The following is a 13,546-nucleotide window of genomic DNA, read 5'->3' as shown; positions in this document are numbered from 1 at the left end:
CTCATTACCTCCGGGCACCCCCGCGGCGCGGTGTGGAGCCTCGCCGCTCGTGACATGTCGATCTCGCGAGAGTGAGTTCGAGATCAGACGGCTTGCCCGTGTCGGCCGAGTGCACCACGCTGAGCCCCGAGCACGAGGACTACCGGCGAGCCCGGATCGCGCACCGATGAGTTTCCCGAGCCGCACTGGTCCATACGCCGGACACCCACGGACGGAAGGCTGGACATGCGGAAGCTGATCTACGGCATGAACCTGACGCTGGACGGCTACATCGCCGCGGCCGGTGACGACATCGGCTGGAGCGGACCGCCGAGCCGTGAACTGTTCCAGTGGTGGCTCGACCACGAGCAGGCGAGTGGCCTGTCGCTGTACGGGCGCAAGTTGTGGGAGACGATGAGCTCCTACTGGCCGACCGGCGACCAGCAGCCCGACGCCACCCCAGCGGAGATCGAGTTCGCGCGGAACTGGCGGGACACGCCGAAGGTGGTGTTCTCCTCGACGATCGGCAAGGTCGGCTGGAACGCCCGCCTGTTCACCGGCGACGCGATCGCCGAGATCACCCGGCTCAAGGCCGAGGACGGCGGCCCGATGAACATCGGCGGCGCGACACTCGCCGGGGCGGCCATGCGCGCAGGGCTGATCGACGAGTACGTGATCGCCGCCCATCCGGTCCTGGTGGGCGGCGGCACCCCGTTCTTCACCGCACTGGACAACTGGGTGAACCTGAACCTGGTGGAGACCCGGACGTTTCCCGGCGGCGTGGTCCTGACCAGGTACGAGACGAGGCGCTGAGCGGCTTCCCGTGTCTAACGGCCCGGCCGCGGAATCCGAGACCCGCACGCGGACGGATCAGGTCTGCGCCATGTCCACGAACCGGGAGTAGTGGCCCTGGAAGGCGACCGTGATAGTCGCCGTCGGGCCGTTACGGTGCTTGGCCACGATCAGGTCGGCCTCGCCCGCGCGCGGCGACTCCTTCTCGTAGGCGTCCTCGCGGTGCAGCAGGATCACCATGTCGGCATCCTGCTCGATGGATCCGGACTCACGCAGGTCGGAGACCATCGGCTTCTTGTCGGTGCGCTGCTCGGGACCACGGTTGAGCTGCGAGAGCGCGATCACCGGGATCTCCAGCTCCTTGGCGAGCAGCTTGAGGTTACGGGACATGTCCGAGACCTCCTGCTGACGGCTCTCGGCGCGCTTGGAGCCGCCGGACTGCATCAGCTGCAGGTAGTCGATGACGACCAGCCTGATGTCGTTGCGCTGTTTCAGGCGGCGGCATTTGGCGCGGATCTCCATCATCGACAGGTTCGGCGAGTCGTCGATGAAGAGGGGGGCCGCGGAGACGTCGGGCATGCGGCGGGCCAGCCGGGTCCAGTCCTCGTCGGTCATCGTGCCGGAGCGCATGTGGTGCAGGGCGACGCGGGCCTCGGCGGACAGCAGGCGCATCGCGATCTCGTTGCGGCCCATCTCGAGGGAGAAGATGACGCTCGGCAGGTTGTGCTTGATCGACGCGGCCCGCGCGAAGTCCAGCGCGAGGGTGGACTTGCCCATGGCGGGACGGGCGGCGATGACGATCATCTGGCCCGGGTGCAGGCCGTTGGTGAGCGAGTCGAAGTCGGTGAAGCCCGTGGGCACGCCGGTCATCTCGCCGCTGCGGGAGCCGATCGCCTCGATCTCGTCGAGCGCGCCCTCCATGATGTCGCCGAGCGGGAGGTAGTCCTCACTGGTGCGCTGCTCGGTGACCGCGTAGATCTCGGCCTGGGCGCGGTTGACGATCTCGTCGACGTCGTCGTCGGCCGCGTATCCCATCTGGGTGATGCGGGTGCCCGCCTCGACCAGGCGGCGCAGGACGGCACGCTCGTGGACGATCTCCGCGTAGTACTCGGCGTTCGCCGCGGTCGGCACCGTCTGGACGAGGGTGTGCAGGTAGGAGGCGCCGCCGACCTTGTTGATCTCGCCGCGCTTGGTGAGCTCGGCGGCGATCGTGATGGGGTCGGCCGGCTCGCCCTTGGCATAGATGTCGAGGATCGCCTGGAAGATCGTCTCGTGGGCGGGCTTGTAGAAGTCGTGACCCTTGAGGATCTCGACGACGTCCGCGATCGCGTCCTTCGACAGGAGCATGCCGCCGAGGACGGACTGCTCGGCGTCGAGGTCCTGGGGTGGGACCCGCTCGAAGGACGCACCGCCGCCGTCCCACACCCCGTTGTCCCGGCCGCGGTCGTGCTGCTCGTCCCGGCCTCGTCCCCCGTCACCACGCCGGCGGGAGGCGGGCAGACGATCACTGGGACCGCTGTCGGCCCACGGATCGTCCAAGGGCTCGGAAATGCTCACCGAGCCACCTCCTCCCGTCCGCGGAGCGGACCTCGCCGTGCCCCTCATTTCTACGGCACGGCACTGACAACTGAAGCGGCCAACTCCGGTTCTGAGACGTCGGTTTTGTGTCGTTATCACGGCCGACGAAGGGAGCGGGCGCCGGACCACGGTAGGCCCGCGGGCACCGTCAGCCAATCTGGTTATCCACAGGGCATGTGGACGACGGCCCGGATGCTGTGGAGAACTCCGCGAAACCTGTGCACGACCCGGTGGACAGGCCTGTGAACAAGGTTCCGACTCTCTCCCCACCAGGTAGCTGACCTGCACGTTTTCCGTCCACCGGCTGTGCAGAACAAAAACTTCTCCGCTCGGGCCGAGATCGCTGCGAACGGTGTACGAAAGAGCACACGCCAAGATGACGAGTAAGGGACGCATAGGCTTTACATCTCTTACCTGTGGACGATTGGATTGGTGCTCATGACACAGGCTCCCGCGCCCTCCCGCGCCACCCGGCGACTGCACGACCGAGAGATCGTCGCGCTGGCCGTGCCGGCCTTCGGCGCGCTGGTGGCCGAGCCGCTGTTCGTGCTGGCCGACAGCGCGATCGTGGGCCACCTGGGGACCGCCCAACTCGCCGGTCTCGGTGTCGCCTCGGCTCTGCTCACGACAGCGGTGAGCGTCTTCGTCTTCCTCGCCTACGCCACCACCGCGGCCGTCGCCCGGCGGGTCGGTGCCGGCGACCTCCACGCCGCGATCCGTCAGGGCATGGACGGCATCTGGCTGGCGCTCCTGATCGGCATCACCGTGATCACCGTCGTCCTGCCCACGGCACCGGTGCTGGTGGACGTCTTCGGCGCCTCCGACACCGCGGCCCCCTACGCGACGACCTATCTGCGCATATCCGCCCTCGGCATCCCGGCCATGCTCGTCGTGCTCGCCGCGACCGGCGTCCTGCGCGGCTTGCAGGACACCAAGACACCGTTGTACGTGGCCGTCGCTGGCTTCGTCGCGAATGCCGTGCTCAACGCGGGCCTCGTCTACGGTGCCGGCCTGGGAATCGCGGGCTCCGCGTGGGGGACGGTCATCGCCCAGTGCGGGATGGCGGCGGTCTATCTCACGGTGGTCGTCCGCGGGGCCCGCGGCCACGGCGCCTCGCTGCGGCCCGACGCCACGGGGATCAGGGCCTGCGCACAGGCCGGCGCCCCGCTGCTGGTGCGCACGCTGTCCCTGCGGGCGATCCTGATGATCGCCACCGCTGTGGCCGCGCGGCTCGGTGACGCCGACATCGCGGCCCACCAGATCATCCTGTCCCTGTGGAGCCTGCTCGCCTTCGCCCTCGATGCCATCGCCATAGCCGGGCAGGCCATCATCGGGCGCTACCTGGGAGCCGGCGACACCCGAGGAGCACGCCAGGCATGCCGCCGGATGGTGGAGTGGGGCATCGCGGTCGGTGTCGTCCTGGGCGTGCTGGTCGTGATCGCTCGACCGGTCTTCCTGCCCTTGTTCACCAGTGACTCCGTCGTGAAGGTCGCAGCTCTGCCCGCCCTGGTGATCGTCGCTCTCTCACAGCCGGTCTGCGGTGTCGTCTTCGTGCTGGACGGCGTCCTGATGGGCGCCGGCGACGGCCCGTATCTGGCGTGGGCCATGCTGCTCACCCTGGCGGTCTTCACCCCGGCGGCTCTGCTCGTGCCGACGACGGGCGGCGGACTGACCGCCCTGTGGGCCGCCATGACGTTGATGATGACGGTGCGGATGCTGACCCTGTGGCTCCGCGCCCGGTCGGGCCACTGGCTGGTGACCGGGGCGACACGCTGAACGTTTCACGTGAAACGCTCCCCGTCGTCCGTATCCGTGGGACGCCCGGCGGCGGAAGCAGAGCACGGGCGGGACACCGGCAGGACGTGGCCGGAACGCCGACGGCATGCGGAAGGGGCCGCACCCAGCGGGTACGGCCCCTTCCCGGCTGTCCAGCCGAACGCGGCACTCAGGCCGCGACCACCTCGATGCTGACCTTGGCGGCAACCTCGGGGTGCAGACGCACGGACGTCTCGTGGGCGCCCAGGGTCTTGATCGGCGCACCGAGCTCGATGCGGCGCTTGTCGACCTCGGGGCCACCGGCAGCCTTGATCGCCGAGGCGATGTCGGCCGGGGTGACGGAACCGAAGAGGCGACCGGCGTCGCCGGAGCGGACCGCCAGACGGACCTTCACGCCCTCGAGCTGGGCCTTGACCTGGTTGGCCTGCTCGATGGTCTGGATCTCGTGGATCTTGCGAGCACGACGGATCTGCTCGACGTCCTTCTCGCCGCCCTTGGTCCAGCGGATCGCGAGCTTCCGCGGGACCAGGTAGTTGCGAGCGTAACCGTCCTTGACGTCGACGACGTCGCCCGCGGCACCGAGGCCGGAGACCTCGTGGGTGAGGATGATCTTCATCAGTAGGTCACCCTTCCTTTAGCGCGCGGTGGACGTGTAGGGCAGCAGCGCCATCTCACGGCTGTTCTTGACGGCCGTGGCGACGTCACGCTGGTGCTGCGTGCAGTTGCCGGTCACGCGGCGGGCACGGATCTTGCCGCGGTCGGAAATGAACTTCCGCAGCATGTTCGTGTCCTTGTAGTCCACGTACGTGACCTTGTCCTTGCAGAAAGCGCAGACCTTCTTCTTCGGCTTGCGCACAGGCGGCTTCGCCATGGTGTTTCTCCTGTGTGATCAAGAAGTGTGGGTACGGCCCGCCCCTCGGCCCGAGGCCTAGAAGGGGGGCTCGTCCGAGTAGCCGCCACCGCCGCCGCCGGAGTTACCGCCCCAGCCGCCGCCCTGGTTGCCACCGGCGGGAGCGCCGGTGGCCCACGGGTCGTCGGCGGGAGCCCCGCCGCCCTGCTGGCCGCCACCGGGGCCACCGCCCCAGCCGCCGCCACCCTGGCCGCCACCGCCACCGCCGCCGTAACCGCCCTGGCCACCGCGGCCGGTGGTCTTGGTGACCTTGGCCGTGGCGTTGCGCAGGCTGGCGCCGACTTCCTCGACGTCCAGTTCGTAGACCGTGCGCTTGACGCCCTCACGGTCCTCGTAGGACCGCTGCTTCAGCCGGCCCTGCACGATGACGCGCATGCCTCGCTGGAGCGACTCGGCGACGTTCTCCGCCGCCTGACGCCAGACGGAACAGGTCAGGAAGAGGCTCTCGCCGTCCTTCCACTCGTTCGTCTGGCGGTCGAAGGTGCGGGGAGTGGACGCGACACGGAACTTCGCGACCGCCGCACCGGAGGGGGTGAAGCGCAGCTCGGGGTCGTCGACAAGATTGCCGACGACCGTGATGACGGTCTCGCCTGCCATGGGGGAACCTCTCGGCGGGTTTGCTGCTGGCTGCTTGGTGCTGCTACTCGAATCCCGGGATCAGCTGAGCGGAAGGGCTCAGTGGGTCTCGGGACGGAGGACCTTGGTCCGGAGGACCGACTCGTTCAGGTTCATCTGGCGGTCGAGCTCCTTGACGACCGCAGGCTCGGCCTGCAGGTCGATGACCGAGTAGATGCCCTCGGGCTTCTTCTTGATCTCGTACGCGAGCCGACGACGGCCCCAGGTGTCGACCTTCTCCACCTTTCCGTTGCCCTCACGGACGACGGAGAGGAAGTTCTCGATCAGCGGGGAGACAGCGCGCTCCTCGAGATCGGGGTCGAGGATGACCATCACCTCGTAGTGACGCATGTGGAACCCACCTCCTTTGGACTCAGCGGCCACGGTCGTTCCGTGGCAGGAGGGTTGTGATGCGTACGCAACGGTATAGGCCGCCACTGACAATCGGGGCCCTTCGCGAAAGACCCCACCGTGACATGGGCAGACACCGTGCAGAAGGTACAGAGTACCTGCAGGGCGGCTTCCGGTTGAAATCCGGCCTCCGGGACCGTCACTCTGTACACATCGGGTGTGTATGGCGCTACGGTGCGCCGTCTTCCGCAGGAGGTGCCCATATGGCACAGGCAATGCGACCCAACACCGTCGGAGGCCTCTTCGCCACGGACGGCAAGCCCCATCCGCTCCAGGACACCCTGCTGGTGGTGACCGGGGTGCTCGGAGTCCTCGCGTTCGTGACGGGCTTCTTCGGCGATCTGCACCTGCTCAGCTCGTGGACCGGCCTGATCGGCATCCTCACGGGCGCGTACGGGCAGTGGATCTCGGTGACGACGCGCGAGCGCTTCGGGCTCGTTCTGGGGCTCGGCGCCTCCGCGGTCGGGTTCTTCCTCGGCATGGCGCACGGCGGCCTCTTCGGCGGGGTCGTCGGCTGACGCCGCGGACACCGTCCACAGGACATCGCACAGCACCCTGCGGGCCGCCTCGGCGGCCCGCAGGCCCGGCGTGGCTTCCGCATGCCCAGTCGGGGCGCTCGTAAGGCGCAGTAGGCTTCGCGCGAGAGCCGGAGCCCCTGTACCCATGGGGACACACCAGCCCGAGGAGCGCCCCGAATGAGCCTGACCCTGAGGACGATCAGTCGCGAGCAGCATCTGGCGTACATCCAGAGCCTGCCGTCGGCGAGCCACATGCAGGTTCCGGCCTGGGCTGACGTCAAGGCGGAGTGGCGCTCGGAGAATCTCGGCTGGTTCGACGGGAAGACGGGCGAACTGGTCGGCGTGGGCCTCGTCCTGTACCGGCAGCTGCCGAAGATCAAGCGCTACCTCGCCTATCTGCCCGAGGGCCCGGTCATCAACTGGTTCGCGCCGAATCTCACCGACTGGCTGGAACCGATGCTCGCGCACCTCAAGCAGCAGGGCGCGTTCTCGGTGAAGATGGGCCCGCCGGTGATCATCCGGCGCTGGGAGGCCACCTCCATCAAGGCCGGCATCCAGGACCCGGACGTGAAGCGTCTGCGCGACATCGAGGCCGACTTCATCGAGCCGCGCGCCTTCGAGGTCGCCGACAAGCTGCGCCGGATGGGCTGGCAGCAGGGCGAGGACGGCGGCGCCGGCTTCGGCGATGTCCAGCCCCGCTACGTCTACCAGGTGCCGCTGGCCAACCGCTCCCTGGAAGAGGTCCACAAGAACTTCAACCAGCTGTGGCGCCGCAACATCAAGAAGGCCGAGAAGGCCGGCGTCGAGGTCGTCCAGGGCGGTTACCAGGACCTGGAGGAGTGGCAGCGGCTGTACGAGATCACGGCCGTGCGCGACCACTTCCGGCCCCGCCCGCTGTCGTACTTCCAGCGCATGTGGACGGCCCTCAACACCGAGGACCCCAACCGCATGCGGCTGTACTTCGCCCGGCACAACGGTGTGAACCTGTCGGCCGCGACGATGCTGATCGTCGGCGGGCACGTCTGGTATTCCTACGGCGCCTCCGACAACATCGGCCGCGAGGTCCGGCCCTCGAACGCGATGCAGTGGCGGATGCTGCGGGACGCCTACGCGCTGGGCGCGACCGTCTACGACCTGCGCGGCATCTCCGACTCGCTGGACGAGTCCGACCACCTCTTCGGCCTGATCCAGTTCAAGGTGGGCACGGGCGGGCAGGCCGCCGAGTACCTCGGCGAGTGGGACTTCCCGCTCAACAAGCTGCTCCACAAGGCGCTCGACATCTACATGTCGCGCCGCTGACGTCACGTTCAGTGATTCCATACCTCTGACACACCGCAGCCACGAGAAAGGTTCCAGGTCCGGCCATGGCGCTCACGCTCTACGTCGACACCGCGCGCTGGCGGGCGCACCACAAGCACGTGCAGGAGCAGTTCCCGGGGCTCGTCCCGGTCTGCAAGGGCAACGGCTACGGCTTCGGGCACGAGCGGCTGGCGGAGGAGGCCACGCGGCTGGGCGCGGACATCCTCGCCGTCGGTACGACGTACGAGGCCGCGCGCATCAAGGACTTCTTCAGTGGGGACCTGCTGGTGCTGACGCCGTACCGGCGCGGTGAGGAGCCCGTCCCGCTGCCCGACCGGGTGGTGCGCTCGGTGTCGTCCGTCGACGGCGTGTACGGCCTGGTGGGCGCCCGTGTGGTGATCGAGGTGATGTCCTCGATGAAGCGCCACGGTGTGAGCGAGCAGGACCTGCCGCAGCTGCACTCCGCCATAGAGAACGTCCGCCTCGAGGGCTTCGCCATCCACCTGCCGCTGGACCGGACGGACGGCTCGGACGCCGTCGAGGAGGTCATCGGCTGGATGGACCGTCTGCGGGCGGCCCGGCTGCCGCTGCACACGATGTTCGTCAGCCACCTGAAGGCGGAGGAACTGACTCGGCTGCAGCAGCAGTTCCCGCAGACGCGCTTCCGCGCCCGGATCGGCACGCGGCTGTGGCTGGGCGACCACGAGGCCACGGAGTACCGGGGAGCGGTCCTGGACGTCACCCGTGTCGCCAAGGGCGACCGCTTCGGCTACCGGCAGCAGAAGGCGGCCTCGGACGGTTTCCTGGTGGTCGTGGCGGGCGGTACGTCGCACGGGGTGGGCCTGGAGGCCCCCAAGGCGCTGCACGGCGTCATGCCGCGTGCCAAGGGCGTCGCCCGGGCCGGCCTGGCGACGGTCAACCGGAATCTCTCCCCGTTCGTCTGGGGCGGCAAGCAGCGCTGGTTCGCCGAGCCGCCGCACATGCAGGTCTCCATCCTCTTCGTGCCCGCGGACGCGCCCGAGCCGAAGGTGGGTGACGAGCTGGTGGCCCATCTGCGGCACACCACCACGCAGTACGACCGGCTCGTGGACGTCTGAGCGGCACCCCGCCCGCACGGCGAAGGCCGGACCCGGAGGACTTCCGGGTCCGGCCTTCGTCGTGCTCCGCCTTGCCTGTGGCCCGTTCGTTCAGAGTTCGTCCGTCGGGGACGCCGTTCCTCGGGAGCCCCATTCCACGTGCGGCCCGTCGAACGAGGGGACGTGCCCGCGGCGGGCGCGGGCCGCGGAGCCGAGGACGAAGACGTCCTCCGCTCCGTCGAGCACGCCCCCCGAGGGGTCGTCGTCACCGGAGCGGCGCACCGGGTCCCGTTCCGGCATGAGGATGTCCCGGACCACCATGACGCACAGGTACAGGGTGCCCAGCAGGTGGACGGCGATGGCCCAGTGGTAGCCCTCCTGGGGCAGGCCCTTGTGGGCCTCGCCGCTGGTCGTGTAGGCGAGGTACATCCAGATGCCCAGGTAGTACAGGACCTCGCACGCCTGCCAGATCAGGAAGTCCCGCCATTTGGGCCGCGCCAGCACGGCGAGCGGGACCAGCCACAGGACGTACTGCGGGGAGTAGACCTTGTTGGTGAGGATGAACGCCGCGACGATCAGGAACGCGAGCTGGGCGAAGCGCGGCCGGCGGGGAGCTGTCATGGTGAGCACCGCGATGCCCACGCCGCACAGCAGCACCAGAGCCGTGGCCAGGTTGTTGACCGTGTCGGTGGTCAGCGGGTCGGTCGAGTTCTGGGCCATGATCAGCCAGAAGGACCCGAAGTCCACGCCCCGGTCATGGCTGAACCTGTAGAACTGCACCCAGCCGTTCCAGGCGAACAGCATCACCGGCAGGTTCACCACGAGCCAGGAGACGACCGCCCCGCCCAGCCCCCGGCCGAACTCCCGCCACCTGCCCGACCGCCAGCACAGCAGGAACAGCGGCCACAGCAGGAACACCGGGTACAGCTTGGCGGCCGTGGCGAGCCCCAGGAGGACACCGAAGGCCAGGGAGCGGCCCCGCGACCACATGAGCATCGCCGCGGCCGTCAGGGCGACCGCCAGCAGGTCCCAGTTGATGGTGGCGGTCAGCGCGAAGGCGGGCGCCAGGGCGAGCAGCAGGCCGTCCCAGGGCCGCCGGGCGTGCGTACGGGTCACGCTGACGGCGATGACGGCCGCGCAGACCATCAGCATCCCGGCGTTGACCATCCAGTACCACTGCTCCTGGTCCTGGATGCTGCCGCTGCCCGGCGTGAGCCACGCGGCGACCTCCATGAACACGCCGGTCAGCACGGGGTACTCGAGGTACGGCATGTCGCCGGGAAGCTTGTCGAAGTACGGTACAAGCCCTTCGGCGAAGCCCCGCCCCTGGTACAGGTGCGGAATGTCCGAGTAGCAGGCCTTCGTGTACTGGGAGCTGGCGCCGTAGAACCAGGCGCCGTTGTAGCAGGGCGCCTTCTGGATCAGGCCGAGGGCGAACATGCCGATCGCGACCAGCGCGACGACCCGGACCGGTGTCCACCAGGACGTCCCGAGCAGGGCGCGCCGCCCGAGGGGGCCGCCGATCAGCTCGCTGCCGGAGCGGGCGACCTCGTCCTCCCTGGTCGGCAGCACCGGGTCCGGCTCGTGCGCGCTCGCTTGCGTCGATTCTGCACTGGGCATGCCGCACATCCTGCCGTACGTGCCCGGGGATACGCCGAGGGCCGCCGCACCTGTTCCGGTGCGGCGGCCCTGTTTTGCGTTTCACGTGAAACATGTGCTCGTTTCACGTGAAACATCCGTGCTGGGCGTTTTGGCGGTGGCCCGGTCCGTCAACCGAAGATGCCGCCGTTGCCGTTGCCTCTGTTGTTGCCGGTTCCGGAGGTGTCCGTGGGCGTCGGCGAGGAGGTGACGCCTCCGTCCGTGCCGCCGGTGTTCGTCCCGCCGGTGTCGTTGCACTGCCAGCCGAACTTGCAGGAGTCGCTCGGCGACGGTGTCGGGCTCTGCAGCGTCTCGCTCGGCGTCGGGCTCGGCGTCGGGCTGGCCTCCGGCGTGTCGCTGGCCGTCGGAGTGGGCGTCGGGCTCGGGACGTCGTTGACCACCTCGCCGATGTCCTCGGGCGTCGGGAAGTCCTTCGCCGGCGTGCCCTTCAGCGCCTCCGCCATGTAGTCGTGCCAGATCTCGGCCGGGAACGAGGCGCCGTGGATCTTCTCCTGGCCGCCGGTTCCGTACATCTCCTCGAAGGTGCGGTTCTTCTTGGTCTCGTCGTCGTCGTACCGGAACATCGTGATCGACGTCGACAGCTGCGGGGTGTAGCCCACGAACCAGGCCGACTTGTTGCCGTCGGTGGTACCGGTCTTGCCGGCGACCTCACGGCCGGGCAGCTGGGCGTTGGTACCCGTGCCCTTCTCGACCACGGTCTTCAGCACGTCCGTGACGTTGTCGGCGACCGCCGCGGTGAACGCCTGCTTGCTCCGCACCTTGTGGGCGTAGACCGTGCCTTCGCTGCTGGTGACCTTCTGCACGGAGTACGGGTCACGCTGCTCGCCGCTGGCCGCGAAGGTGGCGTACGCCCCCGCCATCCGGATCGCGCTCGGGTCGGAGATACCGATCGAGAACGACGGGAAGCTGGTGCCGGTCAGGCTGTCCGCCTTGATGCCGGCGTCGACGGCCGCCTCCTTCACCTTGTCCAGCCCGACGTCCATGCCGAGCTGCACGAAGGCGGAGTTCACCGACTCGCGCATCGCCTCACGAAGGTCGATCCGGTAGTCCGGCGGGCTGCCGAGCGACTGGTTGCCGTCGTTGGTCTGCAGCCACTCCTCGCCCTTCTCGTTCTTCCAGACCGTCCCGTCGTAGTCCTTGATCTTCAGCTTGTTCTTGCCGCTGTACAGACTCTTGGGGGAGACCTGGGTGCGCTCGTCCTGCGCCTGCTCGGTCCCGAGGTCGGGGTCGCGCACACCCCACTTCATGGCTGCGGCGAGCACGAACGGCTTGAAGGTCGAACCGACCTGGGCGCCGGTGACATCGGCGTTGTTGGTGAAGTGCTTGGTGGCGTCCTCGCCGCCGTAGATGGCCTTGATCGCCCCGGTCGCCGGGTCCACGGACGCCCCGCCGAACTGGACGTGGGTGTCCGTGTCCGGGCGCAGTTTGGGCTTGATGTTGGCCTTCCGGACGTTCTTGACGGCCGTCTCGAGCGCCTTGACCTTCTTCTTGTCGAAGGTCGTGTAGACCGAGTAGCCGCCCTGCTGCAGGTCGTCGGCGGTGATGTCGGTGTTGTTGATGATGTAGGCCTTGGCGAGGTCGACGAGGTAGCCGACCTGGCCGCTGAGCGCGGTGTTCGACCGCGGGTTCTGCACCTTGGGGAGCTTGGGGTACTTCGCCCGCGTCGAGGCGTCCAGGTGGCCGTACTCGACCATCTTGTCGAGCGTGTCCTGCATCTGGACCGTGGCACGCCTGCGGTTGGCCTCGGGCGTGGCGGCCGGGTCGATGGACGTCGCCCCCGCCGGGTCGTAGTACGTGGCGCCCTTCAGCATCGCCGCCAGGAAGGCGCACTCGCCCTCGTTGAGGTCGACGGCGTCCTTGTTGAAGTACGCCCGCGCGGCGGCCTGGATCCCGTAGGCGTTGCGCCCGTAGTACGCGGAGTTCAGGTAGCCGGCCATGATGGCGTCCTTCTTCATCTCGGCACCCACCTTGATCGAGACGAAGATCTCCTTGAACTTCCGGGAGATGGTCTGCGACTGGTCGTTCAGCATCGCGTTCTTCACGTACTGCTGAGTGATGGTGGAGCCGCCCTGCGTCTCACCGCCCCTGGCCATGTTGAACACGGCGCGGGCGATGCCCTTGGGGTCGATGCCGCTGTCGGTGTAGAAGGTCTTGTTCTCCTGGGAGATGACGGCGAACCGCATCGCCTCGGGGATCTGCGAGAGGTTGACGATCTGGCGGTTGGTCTCACCACCGGTGGCGACCATCTCGGAGCCGTCGGACCAGTAGTAGACGTTGTTCTGCGCCGTGGCCGTCTTGGCGACGTCGGGGATGCCCACGAGGGCGTACCCCACGCCGGCGACCGCCACCATGCCGCCGAAGAAGGCGATGAAGAGGCCGGTCACCAGCTTCCAGGACGGCACCCAGCGCGCAGCGCCGTACTTGCCCGCGCGCGGGTAGTCGATCAGACGCTTCTTGTCGGGGACGGCGGCGCGCCCGCGGCCTCGTCCCGGCGGCCCGCTCGGGCCACCGGGTGCCCCGCGGCGGCCCGAGCGGCCGGGTTCGGGCGCCCTGCGGCGGCCGCCCCCGTTTCTCTGTGCCGCACGCCGGGCATCGGCGCGGCCTCCGTAGGACCGCTCCTCGCCTCCCGGCCCGTAGGGATCCGACCCGTACGCGTCGGAAGGAGACCCGGTGGCGCCTCGCGGTGCCGCACGGCGGCCGGAGGACGAGCCGGACTGGCCACGTCGGGCCGCGGCACGTCCGCCTCCCTGCGGCTGCGGCGGTTTGCGACGGTGCTCGCTCATCGAACGACTACTCCTCGGGCAGGCGCACCCTTGCGCGCCTGTCAACGGCGGCTGGTTTCCGGTCCCCCCGAAGTACGGATGTGGTCGGTCGCTCATTCACCCGTACTGCACCGAGGACGATGACGCCCCCTCGCGTCACTCGGTTCCCGG

At 68.6% G+C, this 13,546-nt stretch carries 12 protein-coding genes; 5 read left to right on the top strand and 7 right to left on the bottom strand.

The genetic code is table 11. The features are described from left to right. The first annotated feature begins 225 nt into the window (after nucleotides 1-225). Nucleotides 226-792, top strand: a complete 567-nt coding sequence (locus VKA29_RS35270; RefSeq protein ID WP_324790122.1) for a dihydrofolate reductase family protein — start codon at nucleotides 226-228, stop codon at nucleotides 790-792. A 57-nt stretch (nucleotides 793-849) separates the two neighbouring features. Here VKA29_RS35270 and dnaB read toward each other — a convergent pair whose 3' ends face one another. Next, nucleotides 850-2,328 carry a replicative DNA helicase gene (gene dnaB, locus VKA29_RS35265; protein ID WP_324790121.1) on the bottom strand — a complete coding sequence of 493 codons (1,479 nt, stop codon included), beginning with the start codon at nucleotides 2,326-2,328 and terminating at the stop codon, nucleotides 850-852. Between the two features lie 459 nt (nucleotides 2,329-2,787). On the opposite strand from dnaB, the gene VKA29_RS35260 reads away from it, so the two are divergent. Continuing rightward, nucleotides 2,788-4,125, top strand: coding sequence for an MATE family efflux transporter (locus tag VKA29_RS35260; RefSeq protein WP_324790120.1), 1,338 nt, complete (start codon nucleotides 2,788-2,790; stop codon nucleotides 4,123-4,125). A gap of 169 nt (nucleotides 4,126-4,294) precedes the next feature. Here the strand turns inward: VKA29_RS35260 and rplI are convergent, their stop codons facing one another. The 4 genes from rplI to rpsF all read right to left on the bottom strand — a co-directional run bounded on the left by rplI (nucleotide 4,295) and on the right by rpsF (nucleotide 6,001). Then, entirely contained in the window at nucleotides 4,295-4,741 is a 447-nt protein-coding gene (gene rplI, locus VKA29_RS35255; RefSeq protein WP_159534618.1) for a 50S ribosomal protein L9, read from the bottom strand. 18 nt (nucleotides 4,742-4,759) lie between these two features. Further along, nucleotides 4,760-4,996, bottom strand: coding sequence for a 30S ribosomal protein S18 (rpsR, locus tag VKA29_RS35250; protein ID WP_003949403.1), 237 nt, complete (start codon nucleotides 4,994-4,996; stop codon nucleotides 4,760-4,762). A 57-nt stretch (nucleotides 4,997-5,053) separates the two neighbouring features. Beyond that, complete coding sequence (locus VKA29_RS35245) at nucleotides 5,054-5,632, bottom strand: single-stranded DNA-binding protein (protein ID WP_324790119.1); 579 nt, start codon at nucleotides 5,630-5,632, stop codon at nucleotides 5,054-5,056. A gap of 78 nt (nucleotides 5,633-5,710) precedes the next feature. Beyond that, nucleotides 5,711-6,001: a 30S ribosomal protein S6 gene (gene rpsF / locus VKA29_RS35240; RefSeq protein WP_004950685.1), complete on the bottom strand. Its 291-nt coding sequence runs from the start codon at nucleotides 5,999-6,001 to the stop codon at nucleotides 5,711-5,713. Nucleotides 6,002-6,264: 263 nt separating this feature from the next. Between rpsF and VKA29_RS35235 the strand changes: the two genes are divergently transcribed. The 3 genes from VKA29_RS35235 to VKA29_RS35225 all read left to right on the top strand — a co-directional run bounded on the left by VKA29_RS35235 (nucleotide 6,265) and on the right by VKA29_RS35225 (nucleotide 8,975). Then, entirely contained in the window at nucleotides 6,265-6,579 is a 315-nt protein-coding gene (locus VKA29_RS35235; protein ID WP_324790118.1) for a hypothetical protein, read from the top strand. Between the two features lie 177 nt (nucleotides 6,580-6,756). Next, entirely contained in the window at nucleotides 6,757-7,878 is a 1,122-nt protein-coding gene (gene femX, locus VKA29_RS35230; protein ID WP_324790117.1) for a peptidoglycan bridge formation glycyltransferase FemX, read from the top strand. Nucleotides 7,879-7,943: 65 nt separating this feature from the next. Further along, nucleotides 7,944-8,975, top strand: a complete 1,032-nt coding sequence (locus VKA29_RS35225; protein WP_324790116.1) for an alanine racemase — start codon at nucleotides 7,944-7,946, stop codon at nucleotides 8,973-8,975. Nucleotides 8,976-9,065: 90 nt separating this feature from the next. Here VKA29_RS35225 and VKA29_RS35220 read toward each other — a convergent pair whose 3' ends face one another. Further along, nucleotides 9,066-10,574: a glycosyltransferase family 87 protein gene (locus tag VKA29_RS35220; RefSeq protein WP_324790115.1), complete on the bottom strand. Its 1,509-nt coding sequence runs from the start codon at nucleotides 10,572-10,574 to the stop codon at nucleotides 9,066-9,068. Nucleotides 10,575-10,723: 149 nt separating this feature from the next. Further along, the gene (locus VKA29_RS35215) at nucleotides 10,724-13,396 is read right to left on the bottom strand and encodes a transglycosylase domain-containing protein (protein ID WP_324790114.1); all 2,673 of its coding nucleotides are present in this window, start codon (nucleotides 13,394-13,396) and stop codon (nucleotides 10,724-10,726) included. Nucleotides 13,397-13,546 lie beyond the last annotated feature (150 nt).

This window comes from Streptomyces sp. H51 (assembly GCF_035656535.1).
In the GTDB taxonomy this organism is placed as follows: Bacteria; Actinomycetota; Actinomycetes; order Streptomycetales; family Streptomycetaceae; genus Streptomyces.
Note: the sequence above shows the minus strand (reverse complement) of the source record. Positions and strands in the feature narration are given on the sequence as shown.